This is a genomic window from Waltera sp., from assembly GCF_046969025.1.
Classification (GTDB): Bacteria; Bacillota; Clostridia; order Lachnospirales; family Lachnospiraceae; genus Acetatifactor; species Acetatifactor acetigignens.
This window is the reverse complement of the sequence record NZ_JBKVQF010000001.1, coordinates 1-19013: the sequence shown is the minus strand read 5'-3', so window position 1 is coordinate 19013 and position 19013 is coordinate 1. Positions and strand designations below refer to the sequence as shown.

Below are 19013 nucleotides of genomic sequence, written 5' to 3'. Positions count from 1 at the left end.
TTATTCTTTCCTTATTTAATCTATAATCTTCCAGTTATTCCCGTTCTTTTCCAGCACCAAGTCAAACTGTGATACCTGCGTTGCTTTTGTCTGCTGGTCGAGGTACTTCACAGCCACGGAAACTGTCACTTGACTGTCGCTGCGGTTGTAGATAGGGTTTACCAGTTCCGAGAATACATAATCTTTCCCAATAGGCTTTAACACACCCTCATTCACATAATAGGACAGCTCTTTAGCGGTTGCGGTTGGGTAGAGTTTAAAGAACGTCGTTAGAAATTCGTTGATTTCCTCCGTCGTCACAGCGTCCACCGTTCCGTCGCTTTCCTTTGCTTTTGGCGTATAGCCGGATTTCACGGGTATGCTGGTAATAGTGGGGTTCTTCGTGAGAACCATGTTTCCAGAGCCATCCACATAGACCGTGACTTCATAAGCGGAGCGTACCGTCTTCGTGCTTCCGTTCTCCGTGATTAACTGTTCCACAGTGAAGATCACGGAGAACTGTTTTTCATCCGCCTGCGTGACAGACCATATCTGCACTCCATTGACCGCCGAGGACACAGGAATATCCTTGCGAATGGTATCGGTATTAAGTACCTGCAATTCTCCCGTTAGATAATTTTTGATGGCGTTCTCCCTGTTGTCAATGGAAGCCGCCGTCTGTTCCCATGAATAGTAGACCTTTGCAAAGTTCGTCACAAAGTTCTCTATCTTATGGGTATCAACAATTTTTTCCTCAATGACCTTTGTTTCATGGATGGTATGAACATCAATCGCCGTGAAATTCTTATAGACCGCAAAGCAGAAGCTGACAGCCAGCAGCACCCACAGGGCAATTACAATCCTCTTGTGGGTATTCGCCTTATAGATACGGGGCTTCTTTTCTTTTGGCTGTTTCTGGTTTTCCTTTTTTCTTATTTGAATCATGGGTTTCATCCTTTCTATTTTGAGATTCTTCCTGCACTGGCTAAATGCTGTTGCCAGTAGGAGCTTGTCAAATCGGCATATCCGATAGGGTCGCCTGCATGGAACATACGGTTATTTCCTTGATATATCCCGACGTGCGTAATATATGTGCCTGCGTTATAGGTAGAGTGGAAAAAGACCAAATCCCCAGCTTTTGCTTCGGACAAAGGGATATGCTGTGTCACGTTGTATTGTTCCTGTGCCGTCCGTGGCATAGATATTCCAGCCTTGCCGAAACACCACTGGACAAGACCGGAACAGTCAAAGGAGGTATTAGGGGAAGCTCCGCCGAACACGTACCGCCAGCCCTCGTATTTTAGAGCTTCATTCATGATAGCCTGTACCGTTTCGTCGTCAAACTGCGCCACGGTCAGATATTGTGACACAACCAGTACATAAAACATATTTCCATAGTTATACCGCCATCCACCGTTTTTCTCCACAGCGATAGGGTTTGTATAGGTCACTTTCGTTCCGCCGGATTTATCCCTTGCAAAACTTTCCGCCAATTCAAAGGTATATTTTTTGCCACGGTTCGACACATAGTCAAGAAAGCCGCCACCATAGTTATAGGACTGAATGACGGCGTTTAGGTCACAGCCCTTTGCTTCGGCGGAAGCCAACAGTTCCGAGAAATACTTGCAGCCCTGCTTGATGGATTCCTCTGTGCTTAGTGAGTTTGGCGGCAATCCCAGCGATTCCGAGGACTGCATAACGTCTTCCAGCGTACCGCCGGATTCCACCTGTATAATAGCAAGCAAAACATTGATGTATTCCTCAATCCCGTATTCTCTTGCGTACTTTTCCAGCAGGGGCTTATGTGCCAGTACCTCCGCTGACACATTCACGCCGCCATACTGGATATGAGAGCCGCCGCCGTCTTCTTCGTCCGAGAACAAGACGACCACAAACAGGAGCAGGGAAAAAATAAGCACGAACATCCCAGAGCTGGCAATGATGATATGCTTCAGCTTCATTTTTTCTCCCCCTTCTTAACTTCGGTGGCAGTTCTTGACTTCTCCTTTCTGGTGGATTCACGCTGAATAGTGGAGCTGCGTTCCTTGATGGACTGTCGCTGTGGCTCTTGCTCTGCTGTGGCAGGGGCAGCCGTCTTTGGCTGCGGTCTTTCCGGATGGGAAGCCGTCTGCACAATCTGACGTTCCATCCTTTCTGGCGGCATATCTGCTTTAATGGTATGCTGTTCTGCGATAGCTGGCTGGTTATCACTTTTCACTATCTGACGTTCTGCCCGTATTGGCGGTGTTTCCGCTTTGACCGCTTGTTTTTCCTCCACGGCTGGCATATCCGCTTTTTCTTTCACGGATGAAACCACAGGTCTTTCCATAGGCTTGCCAGCACTTCCAGCCTGTGCCGTGGCTCTGGCCGTCTGTATCTGGCTGCGCTCCACAGGCTCACGTGATTCTGTCTGCGGTGTGGTGGTGGCAGGTCGTTCATGGACAGGGGAAGCGGTTTTCTGCGGTTCTGCGGCAGAAGATTGTTTCGCCTTTGCTTGTTCCATTTCCGCCCTGCGCTCTGCAATGGTCTTCCTGCGCTGTTCCTCTTTTTCCTTGCGCCCCTCCGCTCTGGCGGTTCTGGTCTGCGTCAAGCTGGATGTAAAGTCACGCACACCCTCCGATACCTGCGTTTTCCCGTGGTAAAGAGCGTATTTTGCATTGACTGGCAAATCCTTTGCCTGTTCTTTCAGCCCTGCGGCGGTGTCTACAATCTTACCTTTGGTGTCCATGACCGCACCTGCCGCCTGTCCAGCCCGTTTGCCAAAAGAAACCTTTTCTTCTGCGCCGCCCTGTCCGTCTGGTCGGGTATGGTCTGCCTGTGTGGTTCTGGAAGCTCCCGAACCGGAAGCCGCACCTGATTGTTTAGAAGCCTTAGAAACGGCTGCACCAGCCCCAAGAGCCGCCACAGAACGCCCCAGCTTGTGCTGTAAGCGGTGCATATGGGCGTGCATGAGCATACGGGGTCTTCGCATAATACGGCTTCCCACACTTTGGGAATCGCCGCTCTGCAAGGAGAACATACTCATTAAATCCCCAAGCTTGAAGTAGATTCCGGCAAAAGTCACTATCTGCAAGAACGCAATGAGGAAGAACGGATAACCTGCGGACAACGTATAAAGCATGGTGGAAATACTAAACGCTGTTGTGATAATCAGCGTGATTCCTGCCCTCGTCAGAATGGTGTTGAACAGCTTTGTGATGGCACGTTTTGACATTCCCTCAAAAGTGGGAATCATGCTTAAAATGAAGCTCACAGGCAGGAACATAGCGTAAATGATGAATAGCACCTGCGAGAAAATCATGATACCTGTCAGCAGGAACACGAACACGGAAATACCAATATTGAAGATAAAGAGGAAGAACACCATCCCCAAGCGGTTAATGGTTTTCGTAACAGTAAGGTTCGTGTTCTCCCTGTCCTCGATTTCCTCCACGACGATTTCTTCCCTGTCTTCTCCATTGTTGGTGTCGGGGCTGGTGGATAGTAAACTCTCCACCCGATCCGCACCAACACTCTCCATATCCGAGTTGCCGTATTGCAGCAGAAGCCACGGCTGTTTTACTTGTATGGAAAAAAGGCTGTCACGGATAAGGTCTACACTGTCTTTGCCCTGGCTTTCTGAGTTTGGCATGACAATCTTTGTGCCAAGTGACAGGCTGGCATTGCTGATGTCTGCGGAAAAGTCATTGATTTTCCCGATATAGTCGGGAGCGTAAGCAATAAAGGACGCTGACAGCACGAATACCACCACGAAATTCACGACGGCGTGGATTGCCTTTGTAGTTTCACGCTTGATAAGCCCCGTGTAGGCGACATAGATTCCCACGACAAGAATCAGAATCAGCAGGAATCCGATATAAAATCCCTCCGAGGACAGCCCGTTTGGTGTAACGCCTGCAAGGGTCTGCATATTCTTTCCGATTGAATCCGCCGTTGCTGATATGAAGTCCAGTGAATAGGCTTCTTGAATCAGATAGCCCGTGGCATTGGAAAGATAAAGGCTGATTGTCCAGATAAAATTCGTGATGGCGTAAAGCCCATACATAACCTGCTTTCCGATACCGTCCAGCCAGTTCCACGGCAGCCAATCCCAGCCCGTGTCCACATAAAAATCAAGCTGGTAGTTGTCCAGTGGGTACTTGCTGTATTCGTTGGCGGTATTGACGGTATCATCCACCAGCCCTGCGGCATGGGCTACCGTTCCCAGCGTGGCTAACAGAAAAATGGCAATCACGAATACCAGAAGTACCGTAACTGCCACTTTTCCAAGCCGCTGTATATTCCATTTTCTTTTCCGTTCTGGCTTGCCGCCTGCCGCCGGATTCCGGTGAAATATTCTTTGTATTGTCATTCCTCCACCTCTTTTCTGACGGGCGGTCTGGTATCAAAGGCGTGCAGCAGGTCTTCAAATATCGGATGGAACTGTATCACGCCCACACGCCCGTATAGGTCACTGATAAGGCACTGTCCATTTTCAAGGTCACGCAACCGCTTCTGGTTGTTCTCATCCTCTGCGTCCACGCCGAAAAAAGAGAGCGTCTTTTTTATCTCGTTCATATCTGTGGAACGGAACGCAAATTTTAAGCCGAGATTGTTTTTTAGCTTTTCATCCAGCAAATCATCCGTGTTCTGCGTGACAAAGTAAACGCCTGCATTCATGGCACGCCCAGCCCTCACTAACTTCATGGACAGGGTTTTTCCCTGCGCCACCTGTAAGAAGCTCCATGCTTCGTCAAGGTCTACAATCTTAAAAATGCTGCGGTCTGTATGGATGAAGTCAAGGGCAAAGGTGCTGATAACGATTAGCATAGCCACGGACAGAAGTTCCATTGTAGTATATTCTTCAAAGCTGGTTTCCTTATCCGGCAGCACCAAATCCGCTACCTGTATGATGTTCAACTGCTTTTCAAGGCTGATGGACTGCTCCACATCCCCGTGTGAGAAGAGCAGGTGTGCAAAATCGTAATCCGTGAAAGATTCGATATGGTCGGCAATGCTTACGCTGATGGGCGTTCCCTCCACACGCAATTCCTCAATGACTTTCAGTAAGCCCCGTTCCTCACTGTTGGTTACGGCACGAATGGCTTTTCTAAGGACAGGGAACTTTTCGCCGTCACGGGAGGAAATGCCTGTAAGGAATGTGAGAATGTCGATTGCCAGAGATTCCGAATCTTTCGGATTCTCCATAATCACATAGGGGTCAAGCAGCCCCTTGTTCTTCTCGTCCGAGGTAAGATTGACAATGTTAATCTCGTCGGCAATCTCCGGCAGCGTTTCTTTCCAGTTCCCACGTTCCGCCTTTGGGTCTACAATGACCGCCTGTGCGCCGAACAGGACGGAGTAATAGACAATCATGTTGTTTGAGAATGATTTTCCGCCGCCCAATGAACCGACGAAAGCGGCAGCGAGGGCGTTTGTCACAGAACCTTTTACCCCTTGACTGGCGAGGGCAGGTTTCAGATACACATTTCTTCCCGTGTCAAGGCTGTAACCCACATAGATTCCCTCATTCTCCCCCAACATCTGCGTAGCCCCGAATCCCAATCCGGCAAGGAAGTCGCTTGTCACATACTGGATGTAATCATTCATATACCGCTTGCTGGCAGGCAGAAATTCCCCATGCAAGCCCAGCATATCCCCAAACGGACGCACCAGCTTCACACTCAAATCGTCGTAGAAGTCCTTGACTTCATTACAGCGGCGTTTCAGCTCGTCAAGGTCGGGAGCTGTGACACGCACCACGTAGGACAGCTTATACATGGATTCCTTGCTCTGGTCTAAGGTGGTTTCCAGCTCATTCACACTGTCCAGTGCTTCTGCCACGTTGGAGCTGGTTTCGTTGTCGCTCTGCCATGCGTGGTTATCCAAATCTTTCAGTTCTTTCTTCTTGTTGCGGACAGTGGACAGAGCTTTCCGGTTCGCCACGATTTCCACATTCATGCTGGTATCAATGGGAAAGGTGAACTGCTGTTGCTGATAGTAGAAGATTTCAGAAGACGGGAAGTCCAGTTCGCCTACAATGGAATTGATGGTAAAATAAGCGACATATGCCGTGGAATCCTCCTGCTCGATTTTCAAATACCGCTGTTTTTCTTCAATCAGACAGCGTGTCGGCTTAATAAGGTCGTAATATTTTACCAGCGTTTCCTTATCTAGTTTTTTCTTCGGTAGATAGTATTCGTAGTCCTCGTATGCCGTTCCTGTCTGCCCGTAAAGGTGTTCAATAAGATAACCGAAATCGTCCTTGTCCAGACGGCGGATTTTAAAACGGCGTGAAATTTTATTTTCCAGCAGTTTTTCCATCTTAGAAAAACGCCAGATTTCATCATTGCTCATAGAAACAAAATCTCCCATGAGCTTATGGTTCACATCATGGATAAAGTCAGAAAAGGCGTTTGCTGCTTCTTTACCCACACTTTTAATTGTGACTTCCTGCTCATTCAGAATCAGCTTGAAACCGATAAAAAAGCGGTAGTCCACCTGATTTTCCCCAATCATGGAAATAAGGGCTTCGGTCTGTGCGTCGATTTTCTCATAGGCAATTTCTTTCAGCCTGCCGGACACTTCCTTTTTAGAGCGTTCCTGCGCCGCCCTTATGCTGGATTCCGTGCTAATCTGTAAGGCATGTATTCTTCCATCACGGTTCTGTGCGATTAACTGCCGGAATGAATCGTGGACTTGATATTTCTGTTCTGGACTAAGGAACGAATAATTGTAGGGAAGCAGCTCATAGTAGGCGAAACATTCCCCGTCGTTGTTCCACACCAGATTGTTTTCAATATACTTAATCGGATATGCCATAAATTTCACTCCTAACTGCCGTGATGGATTCTGCCGGATGGTCTTTTCCCAGCTTCACGGTCTTTCCTGCATAGGTCAGTTTCGGGCGCACCAGATAGGCGATAACGGATTTCAGAAAGCCGTAAGGTTTCTTCCCATCAAAGGTTTTCTGGCACATGAACCATGTAAGCGCAAGGGGAATCCCAAAGTATTTGAGGAAAGCCCCGTCTATCATGGACAGCGGCGGCACATTCCCAAGCAGCATAACGGCAAACAGCGATACCACGAACCACGTCATTTGCGTAAACGTGATAGGGAACGGCAACTTAAAGTCATTGATGGAATATAGCACCTTTTCCACCGACCAGATACTTGTGTAGCTTCGTATTTTCTTCATGTAATCAGTCCTTTCTAAAAGAGTGTGGGGCAGCATGGAAGCCGCCCCAAAAACAAAGAATCTGTCAGAACATCCCCTGTCGGGTTGTGATCTGCCAGATTCTTAGCGAGTGATTTCAAATACGCCGTGGTTCGTGACAACAAAACTGCCGCTGATTTCAAGGTCACGCCCGTAGGCTTCATAGTCTATGTAGTTTTGCAGGCTTGCCGGCACTTCGCCCAAAGCACCTGTTTCTTCAATGAAATAGCGTGCCACATCCGCCATGTCCTCACAGTCGGGATAATGGATAATATCGTCTTCATGCTCACACAATTCTTCGATACCGCCGAAATAGGATTGCAGTTCGTGAAGCTCTGCCTGTATGTCCTCCGGTAAATCCTCCACCATTTCACATAAACGGTTTACTTCCTCAATGGGCGTGTACTCGTCGATTTCAAAGGGCAGTTCATAGTCATGGATGGCGTATTCTTCGTATTCGTCATTTAAACCGATACGCTCTTTCACTTCGTCAAAATCAATGGGCGGCGTGAACCATGCCCCGACCAATTCGCCCTCATTGTATTTGCCTAAGTTGGCAATATAAATTCTCATTTCTTCGATAGTGCGTCACATCCTTTCTGAAATTCTTTGTGTACCATTCCGTCACCCCTTTTTATTCCCCCTATGCCCATCTCCCATAGGGGGAAAGGAGTGTTTGCGTGACCGCAAACAAATTGATTCATGACAATAGAAAGTTCGCACAAGCGTGCTTTCTATCGTTTAAGCTCCTATAATCTTGTTGAACAACTCTAATAGAATGTCTTTCACGCCGGAAGCATTGAAGACAAGACCAACGGCAATCAGCGAGATAATCAGAAAGCCAATCAGCTTGCTAAATTCACGTTTGAATCCGAGGTAAAGCCCAATCACGACGATTGCCAGCAGTACCAGAGATTGTGCGTTTGATAAAAACCAGTTGTATAAGTTCTGTCCGAAATTCATAAAATCGCTCCTTTCTTTGCTTGAATGTCAACAGGGAATAAAAAGCAGTTAGATAACCACCTCCTTTGCAGTGGCGGCTTGCTGTTTTAAAATCTTTTCGTGCCGCTCCGTCAGTTTCGCACTGGCGATAATATCCTTTACGACCTGCGTGTGGTTGATTTCATCCAGCTTCATAGCCACTTTCAAGGTTGGGGCTACTTGATGGGAAAGCCAGTTCAAGGTACGCTGGAATGAATACGGTTCGGGCTTCGTTGTCAGCTTCATGCTCTCCCGATTCTCCCCGATAAACCACGCCCATTCCTCACTTATCCGCCATTCAGAACGGGGCTTCGTATCGTTCTTGTCCACGAACCGCACATAGCGGTTGATAATCTTAAAAGCGGTTCGTTCTGGATTGTCATACGCCAGCAGGTCACGGAGGGCATAGTAAGCACGCTCATTTTTCAGCCGGATTTCAAAGCGGTTCTTGACTTCGGCTTCCTCTATGGGAATATCATTTTTCTTGTACTGCTCAAAATCCTTTTCATAAATGCAGAAGTACACTTCACTCTGTAAAGAGCCGATATACAGCGTGTTTCCCATGCACTCCTTTTCATCCCTCCGCACCAGCTCGCCGCTACGGTAGCTCTTGAAGCTACGGAACACGGAAACACATTCCTCATTCCGGCATTTCTCCGTCAGACGGGGGATGTTTAAAATCCCTGTCCTGTCGTTGATGGCAAGGTCAAGCCGCTTCATCACGCCGCCCTCCACCAGACAGTCCATGAAAAACTCATACCAGCTCCGTTCCTGTGCCAGCAGGTAGCTTTCAAACTGGCGGCAGCCACGCCCTTTCAGTTCCAGCAGCACGCCTTTTTCTTCTTCGGGCGATACCAGCACGAATATGTCTCCCAGACAGTAATGTTCAGCGTAAGAATAAAAGCCGTAGTCTTCATGAAGCATATAGGACAGCTTCAACCTCAAAATATCCTCAACGACGTGCTTCACATCCAGAGTAGGGAAGCGAATCCGCACATAGTCAAAGAGCATTTCAAGGGGAGCGTCTGGATTGAGCCGTTCCAGTGCTTCCATGATAGCCACTTTCCGTTCGGTGGATGGAAGTACCTTGCCCGTTTCAATGTCGCTTAGATACTGGCGTGTCATGCCAGCAGCTACCGCAAGCCTGTTCTGCGAGATTCCATAACCGGAGCGTTTTTCCTTTAATTCCTGTACCCAAGTATCATGATTCAGTGAATATCCCTCCAATCAAAAAGGCGTATGTCAACTTTCGGTACTTTGCTGACACACGCCGGATTTTAAGGAATCCCATGTAACCAGTAGGATTCCGCTTTATTTTCAGACTGTTTCCAGCCGATTTGTACCCCCCTGTTAGATACGGGGGGTTAGGTGCTGGCGTGCCTTGCGGCACACCAGCCAGCAGGTCAGTCCACCCCTGCGGCTTCCGCTTCGCACGCCGCCTGTGTGCCCTGCCTGCTGTTTGCAAGTAGTTTGATTTCCTTTAGGAAGTCGTGTCCTTTTGGCACAAGGGGCGTATAAAATTCCGATATGACGCTTGTTCCCACATCCACATAGCCACGCCCTTTTATCTGCTTCAAGAAAAAGTCCTTGTCGGTTTCCCCGAACATCATCCCATAGCCCATTTCAGACATACGCCCAAGAGCCACACGGAAATTGAACTGGTCACGGATTCCGTCGCCCAGATATTTTGCGTCCGGACGCTGGCAGGCAAGAATCAGAAAGAATCCGGCCTGCCGCCCCAGCATGACAATCTGTTTCAGCTTATTAAGGACGGCGGCGTTCTCTTTTGTTCCCAGCATTTCCATGAACGCCACATATTCGTCAAAGATAAGAAAGTTTGCTGGCAATCCCAAGTAGGCGTAGTTTTCTCCTGTCTTGTAGCCCTTCATCTGCTTCATATCCTCGCTGCGTTTCATCATTTCCTCATAGAAACGGTCAAGGCAGGCGGTCATATCATCCTTTTTATAGTAGACGTTTGGCATAACGGCTTCCAAGTCGGCAAGGTCGGCGTTCTTCGGGTCTAAGACGTAAAGAACGGCATTTGTGCGGAGCAGGGCTTCTATGAGCGTCAGAATGAAATACGTCTTACCGCCGCCCGTTCCTCCGGCAATCAGCATATGGGGCAGCTTGTCATACTCCCACCAGATATTTTTCATCAGCCGGAGCTTGCCGTCCTTTGCCTGCATATCTTCAATGGAAATGCGGTTTGCGATAGTGTCATAGAGCAGGGTATATTCCACGTAGGAATCCTTTAACTCCTTGTCGGTCAGCTCGCAATACAAGCCGCTTTCCAGCTTCTTTTCTAAGTGCAAAAGCTGGTCTTGATATTTTCCCAGCGTAATTTCCACCCGAATATGAATCAGCCCATTTTTAAGCTGGTAGTAGATTTTGGGGAAATAACTGATTTTCTCCTTTGAACGGCTGGACGACAGGTCTTTGAAGAAACCGTCTGACTGCACCTGTTCTACTTCATACCATTTGTTTTCCAGAACCATCTTCGCCAGCTTTTGGCGGTGGTAGAGCTGTTTCACATAGTCACGGCAGTAGTGCCGGAAAACCAGAGCCGCCGCCAGACAGGTAAGCCCTGCCACACCCATACTGATAAGCAGGTAGGGTATGTGGATGGATTCTCCAAGCTGCGTTAAAGTAACATCCTGCCAGTCTGTCTGCATGATTGATCTGCCATGAAACAGCAGGACAATCAGCAGAAAGACTGGAAGCAGGGCGGCGGTGGCAGTATGGAAAACTAAGTCTTTGTCCGTGGCACGAATCCGCTTGCCACGTGGGAGATACTGTTTCATGCTTGATTCACTCCTTTTCTCTGAATTTAATAAAAGCCTGTGTAAAGCAGCGAATATGTTTTTTCGCTGTCTTCTGTACGGGCTGTAAACAGGAATGTATAGCCGGAAATGTCATTGCATAGGCAATCCGGCATAAATACATTCATATTTTCCGGTGGTCTGTAATCTTCTAAGGCTTCGTTCACTAGCTGTTCCGCCATCCAGCGGTATTCCGGCAGGGCAAGAAGCCGGAAGTCGTCTTCGTATTCGTCATATCCTGCGATATCATCCATAGGCTTCCTATTTTACAGGCGGATTGTCCTTCTTCGACGGCTGCGGATTTCCGGCAGGGGCAGCACCTTTCTTCAAGACAATATCATCCGCCTTGATATACCAGTCCACCTCCGCCCCTTGAAACGTGGCGGTTGCGACGGTATCGGCAACGGGATTGACGATTTCCACTTCTGCGTTGTAGTCAAACTCTTTCAGCAGCACGCTGGCAGGGATGGACACTTGAATCATGCGCCCCTGTCCTCTGGATTTTAAATCGTAAGTGCGTTCCTTGATTTCATCCGATACCGTACCGTCTTCGTTTTGAATCCGAACCTCACGGCGGAGGGCGGAGAATTTCAACGCCCCGAATGTTGCTTCCTTGTCAATGACGATTCCATTTGCTAATCTCATAAATAGATACCTCTCTTTCCTTATGCTTTTACCATGTCGTCTGCATGGAGGATGTAGTTTGTGAAGCCACGAGTGCCGATTTTATAGCCCTCTGCGGTAATACGTGGGTTAATTAGCTTGACACGTTCCTCAAAATCAAAATGCTTTTCTCCTGCTTCGACTGGCAGAATCACGACAATATCATCCGCCCTCTGTACGTCAGAGTACAGATTGAAGCTGCGTGTTAGTACGGTCATGCGCCCATTGATTCTGCGCTGTTCTGTCTTGTCTTCTCCGGCAAACTCTAAGCTGCCGAAAGTCTTTTCCATGTTCGGGATAACAAATTTAAGTTCCATATGGTTTTACCTTTCCTTTCTGATGATTGATGGTTAATGGGTTTTGATAGTTCCTCATTCAGCTTCGTGGAGAATACCTGTCTGCCTGTGATTTATCAAGGGCTGGCGTTGTGCTTAGCACCCTTGACAAATCCCATTCTGACAGGTAAAGAGTAGTCAAGCCGAATAAGGGGGATTTCTGCCAGCTCATGACTGGCACAATCTCCACATAATGTTATGGGGTGGGGAACGCTCCTGCGGTTTTTGCAATGGCATGAGTAATCACATCCTTTCTGAATTTTGGACAAGAAAAAAAGACGCTCATTGCTGAACGCCTTACTATAATGCACCTTATTTAGTTCTATTTATTTTTGCTACTAATCTACATTCTGTCATATGCTCTATATATTCATAATTCTCATATTTCTTTCTTAATTCTTTTGTTTCTGGATTATAAATCTGTACGCACCCCTCTAATTTGTCTAACATATCTGCCGCTTCGTCCGATGATGTTTTTATTACCTCGTCAGAATATAATATATAAGTAGAAGAATCTTGCCCGATTCGGAAAAATTCTGCGGGGTTAAAAAAACTGTCATTTATGGATGTTGGAAATTCCTTATCTTCTAATGAAACAGCTACCGTATAATCAACAGAAAATACTTTTGAAAAACTTTCTATTTTGTTTATTACATATTCTGTATCATACGCTTCCTTTGAATAAAATACCTTGTCAAGATAAAGAATGTTTAATAAAAACAATGCTGCTAAAGCGTTAATCAAACATTCTAAATTAGCATATTTATAATATTTAACTCTATCGTGTTTAATTTTATTATACGCATGATACCAAGACCAAATATTTTTTTCCTTTCCATTTACTTTAAACATCTTATCTTTTCTAAATGGAGATAACTTAATATCAAATATATTTTGATTACAGTTTTCTAAATCAAAAGAAATATATTTTTTAGATAATAAAAATAATTCTTCAAGTTTCTCATAATAATCGTTGAAATATACGATTTGGCGGATATGCTTCTTTTTATCATAAAATTTGATATTTTCTCTTTTGCATAATGCTTTAGATATATTTTCTATTTCGGACACAGTTCTTAAAAGCAATTCCGATATTTTAATTGAATATACCTTTAACTGATTTCTGTCAAAGGTTATGTAATAGCTTAATTCTTCCAGTTCTTTTTCTAATTGTGCATATATAGGATAAAATAAATTCTGCTGCATACTGTTACCTCTCACAAATTATTCTAAGAGTAATTATATCATCATCCATAAAGAAAACCAAACAATTTGTAATACGAACAATGACATAAAGACGCTTATTTCTGAACACCTTGACAAAAGTGTTACACTGTGATACACTATATGTAAGGAGGTGGATAGTTTGGCTGTTTCTGAAAATAACGTGAGAGTACCTATAACAATTCCAAAGGAATTAAAGCAGCAGTTAGATAATCTGGCAAAAGAGGACAAGCGTACCTTTTCCAACCTATGCGCTAAGATTTTATCTGACTATGTGCAGCAGAAAAAGGATGGTGAGTAACCTTTGAAAATCTATATATACAGCCGTAAATCGGTATATACGGGTAAAGGGGAAAGCGTTGAAAACCAGATTGAAATGTGCAGGGAGTATATTTCAACCAAAATCCCCGAATCGGATAATGCGGAAATCGTCGTCTATGAAGACGAGGGCTTTTCCGCAAAGAACACGGACAGACCCCAATTCCAACAAATGCTCCGTGATATAAAACTGAATAAACCGGAATACGTTGTCTGCTATCGTCTTGACCGTATCAGCCGTAATGTCAGTGACTTTTCTTCTCTGATTGAAGACTTAAACAGCTACAATATTTCATTTATCTGTATCAAAGAAGAATTTGACACCTCAAAGCCTATGGGAAAAGCCATGATGTACATAGCTTCGGTTTTCGCCCAACTGGAAAGAGAAACGATTGCAGAGCGTGTCCGTGACAATATGCTAATGCTGGCAAGAACTGGACGCTGGCTGGGCGGCACTACCCCAACAGGATTTACTTCTGAAAAGATACAGGAAATCATCATTGACGGTAAAATCAAGACTTCCTGCAAGCTAAAGGACAATCCAGAGGAATTGAAAACCATTGACTGTATTCTGGAAAAATTCTTAGAGCTTCGGAGCATATCCGGCGTAAGCAAATACTTAATCAAGCAGGGAATCAAATCACGCACAGGAAAGATTTTCTCTACCATCGGTATTAAGGAAATATTGCAAAATCCGGTTTACTGTATCGCTGATGAAGACGCATGGGAATACTTCTCGGAACATCATTCAGATGTTTGCTTTGAGAAGACCGATTGTTCTAATAAATACGGTCTGCTGGCATACAATAAGCGTGATTACCGAAAGAAAAGTGCCCCAAGACAGGATATGGATAAATGGATTGTCGCAATCGGTAAGCACAAGGGGCGTATTTCCGGTAAAAAATGGGTAGCAATTCAAAATATCTTGAAAGACAATATCCCCACTGGGAAGAAGCCTGCTATCATGCACAATGACTATTCCTTACTATCCGGCTTAATCTTCTGTGATAAATGCCAGAGCCGGATGTTCGCAAAGCAGCGGAGCGGCAAAGGCGGCAACCGTGAACTTTACGACTATATTTGTAACAACAAACTGCGTGGCGGCTTAGATTTATGCGACTGTCAAAATCTCAACGGTCAGCAGGCAGACGACATTGTTTGTGAATATCTCATGCAGTACACGGACGAAAACTCCGGTATCTATAAGCTGCTGGAAAAGCTGAAACGTGATTTACAAGGACAGACACAAAAAAGCCCCGTAGCGGTCATTGATGATAAAATCAAAAAATGTAATAGCGAGATTGACAATCTTATTAACACACTGTCACATGGAAGTTTAGGAGCTGCGTTCATTGAACGTGTAAATGCCAGAATCACGGAGCTGGACAAAGAACTGGCTTCCATGAAAGAAGAAAAAGCCCGTCTGCAAAAGGATGTAAACATCATAGCGGACAGGGAAATCCAAGTTGATATGCTGTCCACGGCGTTATCCAGCTTCAAAGACAATTTCCATACGCTGACGATTGAAGAAAAGCGTACCTTAATTAAGCTGATGGTTAAGAAAATTGTCTGGGATGGCAAAGACCTCCATATTTTTATCGACGGCGAGTAGAGAACTGTCAGCCATCTACTCGTCGTATGGAGCAAAGTTGCCGTTTGGATGGTGGCGCATTTCCCCGTTTTCAGGGTTCGGTTTCCGTTCAGGTCATATTCATACCATAGGTCGGAGATAGTTTCCCCGTTTTCCCTCTGGAAATGCAGATGGATCATATTCCCATCCGTATCGTATTCATAGCGGGTGCAAAGACCGTTACCGTGCCGGATCTCCTTTAACCTTCCTCCCGGTGTATGGGCATACGCTGCCAGCGTCTCCCCGTTCCCGTCCTTCACGGCTGAGAGGTTTCCACGCCAGTCATACTCATAAAACACCGGCTTTCCGCTGGCATCTGTCAGGCTTTCCAGACTGCCGTCCGAAAAATAGGTGCAGGAAACAAGCGTCCTGCCGGAGGCTGACTTTTTCAGCAGCTTCCCGTCCGGGCGGTACTCATACGTGTAGCAGAAGCCTCCTGCCACTGCTTTCCTCACATTGCCTGACGCGTCATATTCAAAGCTTCTTGTGACACGGTTCTCCCCGTTTCGGTCCGTTCCGGTCTCAAGCACCGGATTCCCGTCCACGTTGTAGGTGGTGCGGACTTCACTGCCGTTGCGGTCCACATGGAGTACCATGCGCCCCCTCACGGTCATAGCGGAAGGTCTCGCTGTTGCCCTCCTGGTCGGTGATCTCGCAGACCTTTCCCTGACTGTTGTAGCGGTAGGTGATCACGCCGCCGTTGGCATCCCTGGTACCAGTGACATTGCCCGCAAAGTCATAGGTATAGCCTTCCTCCCCGCCGTCTGCCTGACGGATGTTTTGGATGGATCTTCAAATTAATCTACAGGATTATATCACCTTCGGTGAGAGCCATTCCGATTAATTTAAAGACCATGGTTAAATTTTAGGTGGTGGGCGACCTTAGTGTATACATAATATATAACATAAGAAAACGAAAAAAATTAATATGTTATTAAGTATACTTATATTTCCTTTTTGCTTAAGTACTCAACACATGTATCGTGCAACTCAATTCCTTCATTAAGCACTTCTCCTGTTTCTGCATTGATAAGTTTAAATCTAGGTAATTCACAAGCATATCCATCAAGTAATTCCATTACCCTATAAATTACATCACTTGTTACATCTCGTAAGCGTTCTTCATCATTGATATTGTTTTTGCTGTTGCATAATGCAACATTTACACAATATTCTTGAATATATGATAATTCTTCAAAAAATATTGTCTGTTGTTTTGTCATGTTAAAATGTACCTCTCTTATTCGTGATATTTCCCGTTATTTAAATACTCATATAACTGTTTAATATCTTTTTTATTTGGACTAAAAACATCTATCCCTACATCTTTTCCTGTCTTTCCAAAAATCATACCATTTGGCGTTACATTTCTTACTGGTTGATGGACATGTGGAGCTAGTCTATAATGCTCATTTGCACCAAATCTCTTAAATTGTCCCCCAGTGCCTTTTGGATTATTGTTAAATCCAGATGACTTTGTATACAGACTGATTTCAGGGTCACTAATTTGCTTCACATATCCTTCAAAAGTTCTCTCTCCTGGTTGTGGATTGTAACCTTTACTTGAGAATCCTTGTCCTTGATTAGGTTTAGCTACAGAAGAAGTATCACTCTCTCCAGCACCACTTTCCCCCACACTTGTTTCTTCCTTGCATGGGGTCTGACGTTTATCCTTGTACCCACTCGGATCATAGTACACCACCGGATTATTCTTACAGTACGCATACAGGTTCAACCCGTCCCCGCGGTACTCATCCTCCTGCACAAACCTTCCAATCACCGGATTGTAAAATCTCGCCCGCAGATAATACTGCCCGCTGGTCTGGTCATACTGCTGTCCCGTGTAGAGGATTCTGTTGGGGAGTTCTTCCCTACTGTTTTGGATCGCGCCAAACGCATCGTACTCGTACCGGTTTTCTACCTCCCCACCGCCTCCCGTGATATAGGCAGTGCTGTTCTGCTCATCCAGATGATAGTAGTGGTAACCGCTCTTTTCCCGGTTCCAGCCTGCTGACACGCCGTAGCCTAGAATGTATCGGCTCACAACATTTCCCAATGGATTGCTTTCCGCAAGAAGTTCTCCATTGTAATATAGGAATTCCTTGCCTACCCCGTTTTCCACCATTCCGGCACGCAGGTACTCTGCATCATATAGAAAATATCACAAAATTATTACATTTTAATTTGTGTCATTTTCTACCTCACCACAGTTGGCTCTTAATACTTACTATTCAATTTGAATCTGGATAACTTTAAAATAGAGACATATTAAATATTCTTGCTACTTCACTTTGTAATTTGAACAAAATAACAAGGCTTCATCCAGAGCACTAATCACATCATCTTTTTGCGTAGTATCATCATCATGAAAACTATATATTGGTGTTATCTCTTCTAAATCTGATACCTCAATATCCATTGCCTCAAAATACACGAACTGATAAGGAACATACTGTGAATTAGTCACTGAAAGCTGTGCCATACAATTTTGAAAATCAAAATCAATAATTAATGCATCATCATTGTTTTTTGATAGCATAATTTCGTCTCGCTTCAGAAGATTTGATGACACCTTTTCATACCATTCTAAAACTGATGCTTTTATAATCTCATAATTATAATCACTCATATTACTTACTCCCTTCGATTGATATGTTAGTAACATTTGGCATCTCTGTAATTCTAGGCAAACCTTTCTTGGCATTTAACCTATCAAGCAAAGATCCCGGTCCATTTATAATCCCCCAGCCATCTGTTCCTCCTTTCGAAATAGTATTGCTAGGAACATCGAATTCAACATATACAGAACCTTTAGGTGCTTGTTTTCCAAATGCATTAATATCTGCTGGATTAGCAACATGAACTTTATTGTCTCCAGACATCTGAACTTTTCCTGATGCAACCATCTTGTCGTATTCGTCTTGTGACATCCATCTTCCTACTCTTGTTGTATCAGTACCACTCTCAGCTCCATTATTTGCGGGATAATATGGTACCAATTCCGTACAATTACTACTTGACTTCCCATAGCTGGTCTCATCAACACTTTCACTAATTTTCCCCTGCGGTGGACAAGCTTTACCTGTTGACGTACTTGCATACCCACTCGGATCATAATACACCACCGGATTATTCCCGCAGTACGCATACAGATTCAGTCCATCCCCCTGATAGACGTCTTCCTGCATGAAACGCCCGGCAACCGGATTATAATACCTCGCCCGCAGGTAATACTGCTCTGTCAGTTCATCATACTGCTGGCCCGTATAACGGATGCGGTTATTCAGCTGTTCTGTGGTCTCAAGGGGTATGCCAAAGGCATCATACTGATAGCTGTTCCGGGTTTCTCCCTGTCCATCAGTAACAAATACCGTACTGAGCTGTTCGTCCTTGTGGTAGTAGGACAGTTCCTGTCCTCTGCGGAACGCTTCCATCCCTGCCCCGAGATGATAACTGGTCTTCTGCTCTTCTCTTCCCTCCTCCAGAAGCTCTCCATCGTGGTAGACAAAACTGGTTCTCCTGCCGTTTTCCAGCAGTTCAAACCGCAGGTCTTCCGCATCATAGCGGTTCTCCTGCACGTTGCCAGTTTCAGTTTCCACCCTTGTCTGCTGGTGGCGGCTGTTATAGGAGAACCGACGGATTCCGGCAAGATTTTTTTCTTCTATTATACCGCCCTGACGGTCATAAGAAAACTGTTTTCTATCGGCAGGGCTTTCCTCTTCGACCAGCTGGTTCTTCTCATTATAAAGATAACGGATTTCTCCCTGTGCATCCGTCTTCCGGATTCTGTTCCCGGCTTTGTCATAGGCATAGCAAACAGAAGCGCCGTTCCGCCGCTCTTCCAGAAGCTGTCCCCGGACATCATAAGC

Annotated in this window: 19 protein-coding genes; 2 read left to right on the top strand and 17 right to left on the bottom strand. The window is 45.5% G+C overall.

Annotated elements, in window-relative coordinates; translation table 11 throughout:
* Positions 1-15: 15 nt before the first annotated feature.
* The 13 genes from ACLTOH_RS00095 to ACLTOH_RS00035 form a co-directional block, all read right to left on the bottom strand.
* Entirely contained in the window at positions 16-924 is a 909-nt protein-coding gene (locus ACLTOH_RS00095; protein WP_412223055.1) for a conjugal transfer protein, read from the bottom strand.
* A 14-nt stretch (positions 925-938) separates the two neighbouring features.
* Complete coding sequence (locus tag ACLTOH_RS00090; protein WP_412223054.1) at positions 939-1940, bottom strand: lysozyme family protein; 1002 nt, start codon at positions 1938-1940, stop codon at positions 939-941.
* The gene (locus ACLTOH_RS00085; protein WP_412223052.1) at positions 1937-4330 is read right to left on the bottom strand and encodes a CD3337/EF1877 family mobilome membrane protein; all 2394 of its coding nucleotides are present in this window, start codon (positions 4328-4330) and stop codon (positions 1937-1939) included. The genes ACLTOH_RS00090 and ACLTOH_RS00085 overlap by 4 nt, the downstream gene beginning before the upstream one ends.
* Positions 4327-6780 carry an ATP-binding protein gene (locus tag ACLTOH_RS00080; RefSeq protein ID WP_095904527.1) on the bottom strand — a complete coding sequence of 818 codons (2454 nt, stop codon included), beginning with the start codon at positions 6778-6780 and terminating at the stop codon, positions 4327-4329. The genes ACLTOH_RS00085 and ACLTOH_RS00080 overlap by 4 nt, the downstream gene beginning before the upstream one ends.
* Entirely contained in the window at positions 6764-7156 is a 393-nt protein-coding gene (locus ACLTOH_RS00075; RefSeq protein ID WP_054354528.1) for a conjugal transfer protein, read from the bottom strand. Before ACLTOH_RS00075 ends, ACLTOH_RS00080 begins: the two co-directional genes overlap by 17 nt.
* Before the next feature lie 102 nt (positions 7157-7258).
* Positions 7259-7747: an antirestriction protein ArdA gene (locus tag ACLTOH_RS00070; protein ID WP_054354503.1), complete on the bottom strand. Its 489-nt coding sequence runs from the start codon at positions 7745-7747 to the stop codon at positions 7259-7261.
* A 168-nt stretch (positions 7748-7915) separates the two neighbouring features.
* Positions 7916-8137: a hypothetical protein gene (locus ACLTOH_RS00065; protein ID WP_021636460.1), complete on the bottom strand. Its 222-nt coding sequence runs from the start codon at positions 8135-8137 to the stop codon at positions 7916-7918.
* A 48-nt stretch (positions 8138-8185) separates the two neighbouring features.
* Entirely contained in the window at positions 8186-9382 is a 1197-nt protein-coding gene (gene mobT / locus ACLTOH_RS00060; protein ID WP_412223050.1) for a MobT family relaxase, read from the bottom strand.
* Between the two features lie 176 nt (positions 9383-9558).
* Positions 9559-10956: an FtsK/SpoIIIE domain-containing protein gene (locus ACLTOH_RS00055; RefSeq protein WP_412223048.1), complete on the bottom strand. Its 1398-nt coding sequence runs from the start codon at positions 10954-10956 to the stop codon at positions 9559-9561.
* Positions 10957-10982: 26 nt separating this feature from the next.
* Positions 10983-11228: a hypothetical protein gene (locus ACLTOH_RS00050; protein WP_412223047.1), complete on the bottom strand. Its 246-nt coding sequence runs from the start codon at positions 11226-11228 to the stop codon at positions 10983-10985.
* Between the two features lie 7 nt (positions 11229-11235).
* Entirely contained in the window at positions 11236-11619 is a 384-nt protein-coding gene (locus ACLTOH_RS00045) for a YdcP family protein (protein ID WP_412223046.1), read from the bottom strand.
* 20 nt (positions 11620-11639) lie between these two features.
* Positions 11640-11954: a YdcP family protein gene (locus ACLTOH_RS00040; RefSeq protein ID WP_412223045.1), complete on the bottom strand. Its 315-nt coding sequence runs from the start codon at positions 11952-11954 to the stop codon at positions 11640-11642.
* Between the two features lie 330 nt (positions 11955-12284).
* Positions 12285-13178: a hypothetical protein gene (locus ACLTOH_RS00035; protein ID WP_412223044.1), complete on the bottom strand. Its 894-nt coding sequence runs from the start codon at positions 13176-13178 to the stop codon at positions 12285-12287.
* A gap of 151 nt (positions 13179-13329) precedes the next feature.
* On the opposite strand from ACLTOH_RS00035, the gene ACLTOH_RS00030 reads away from it, so the two are divergent.
* Positions 13330-13497 carry a ribbon-helix-helix domain-containing protein gene (locus ACLTOH_RS00030; RefSeq protein ID WP_227187772.1) on the top strand — a complete coding sequence of 56 codons (168 nt, stop codon included), beginning with the start codon at positions 13330-13332 and terminating at the stop codon, positions 13495-13497.
* Between the two features lie 3 nt (positions 13498-13500).
* Complete coding sequence (locus ACLTOH_RS00025) at positions 13501-15126, top strand: recombinase family protein (protein ID WP_412223043.1); 1626 nt, start codon at positions 13501-13503, stop codon at positions 15124-15126.
* A 962-nt stretch (positions 15127-16088) separates the two neighbouring features.
* Here ACLTOH_RS00025 and ACLTOH_RS00020 read toward each other — a convergent pair.
* The 4 genes from ACLTOH_RS00020 to ACLTOH_RS00005 form a co-directional block, all read right to left on the bottom strand.
* The gene (locus ACLTOH_RS00020; protein ID WP_412223042.1) at positions 16089-16367 is read right to left on the bottom strand and encodes a hypothetical protein; all 279 of its coding nucleotides are present in this window, start codon (positions 16365-16367) and stop codon (positions 16089-16091) included.
* A gap of 17 nt (positions 16368-16384) precedes the next feature.
* Positions 16385-17269, bottom strand: a complete 885-nt coding sequence (locus tag ACLTOH_RS00015; protein WP_412223040.1) for an RHS repeat-associated core domain-containing protein — start codon at positions 17267-17269, stop codon at positions 16385-16387.
* 156 nt (positions 17270-17425) lie between these two features.
* Positions 17426-17773: a hypothetical protein gene (locus ACLTOH_RS00010; RefSeq protein WP_412223039.1), complete on the bottom strand. Its 348-nt coding sequence runs from the start codon at positions 17771-17773 to the stop codon at positions 17426-17428.
* A gap of 1 nt (position 17774) precedes the next feature.
* Positions 17775-19013 (bottom strand): RHS repeat-associated core domain-containing protein (locus tag ACLTOH_RS00005; protein ID WP_412223037.1); only part of this gene is annotated, 1239 nt, incomplete at its 5' end.

Excerpts from the sequence above, each read along its gene's own strand:
- ACLTOH_RS00095 (WP_412223055.1), bottom strand. The coding sequence starts at position 924 with ATGATTCAAATAAGAAAAAAGGAAAACCAGAAACAGCCAAAAGAAAAG.
- ACLTOH_RS00090 (WP_412223054.1), bottom strand. The coding sequence starts at position 1,940 with ATGAAGCTGAAGCATATCATCATTGCCAGCTCTGGGATGTTCGTGCTT.
- ACLTOH_RS00085 (WP_412223052.1), bottom strand. The coding sequence starts at position 4,330 with ATGACAATACAAAGAATATTTCACCGGAATCCGGCGGCAGGCGGCAAG.
- ACLTOH_RS00080 (WP_095904527.1), bottom strand. The coding sequence starts at position 6,780 with ATGGCATATCCGATTAAGTATATTGAAAACAATCTGGTGTGGAACAAC.
- ACLTOH_RS00075 (WP_054354528.1), bottom strand. The coding sequence starts at position 7,156 with ATGAAGAAAATACGAAGCTACACAAGTATCTGGTCGGTGGAAAAGGTG.
- ACLTOH_RS00070 (WP_054354503.1), bottom strand. The coding sequence starts at position 7,747 with ATGAGAATTTATATTGCCAACTTAGGCAAATACAATGAGGGCGAATTG.
- ACLTOH_RS00065 (WP_021636460.1), bottom strand. The coding sequence starts at position 8,137 with ATGAATTTCGGACAGAACTTATACAACTGGTTTTTATCAAACGCACAA.
- ACLTOH_RS00055 (WP_412223048.1), bottom strand. The coding sequence starts at position 10,956 with ATGAAACAGTATCTCCCACGTGGCAAGCGGATTCGTGCCACGGACAAA.
- ACLTOH_RS00050 (WP_412223047.1), bottom strand. The coding sequence starts at position 11,228 with ATGGATGATATCGCAGGATATGACGAATACGAAGACGACTTCCGGCTT.
- ACLTOH_RS00045 (WP_412223046.1), bottom strand. The coding sequence starts at position 11,619 with ATGAGATTAGCAAATGGAATCGTCATTGACAAGGAAGCAACATTCGGG.
- ACLTOH_RS00040 (WP_412223045.1), bottom strand. The coding sequence starts at position 11,954 with ATGGAACTTAAATTTGTTATCCCGAACATGGAAAAGACTTTCGGCAGC.
- ACLTOH_RS00035 (WP_412223044.1), bottom strand. The coding sequence starts at position 13,178 with ATGCAGCAGAATTTATTTTATCCTATATATGCACAATTAGAAAAAGAA.
- ACLTOH_RS00020 (WP_412223042.1), bottom strand. The coding sequence starts at position 16,367 with ATGACAAAACAACAGACAATATTTTTTGAAGAATTATCATATATTCAA.
- ACLTOH_RS00015 (WP_412223040.1), bottom strand. The coding sequence starts at position 17,269 with ATGGTGGAAAACGGGGTAGGCAAGGAATTCCTATATTACAATGGAGAA.
- ACLTOH_RS00010 (WP_412223039.1), bottom strand. The coding sequence starts at position 17,773 with ATGAGTGATTATAATTATGAGATTATAAAAGCATCAGTTTTAGAATGG.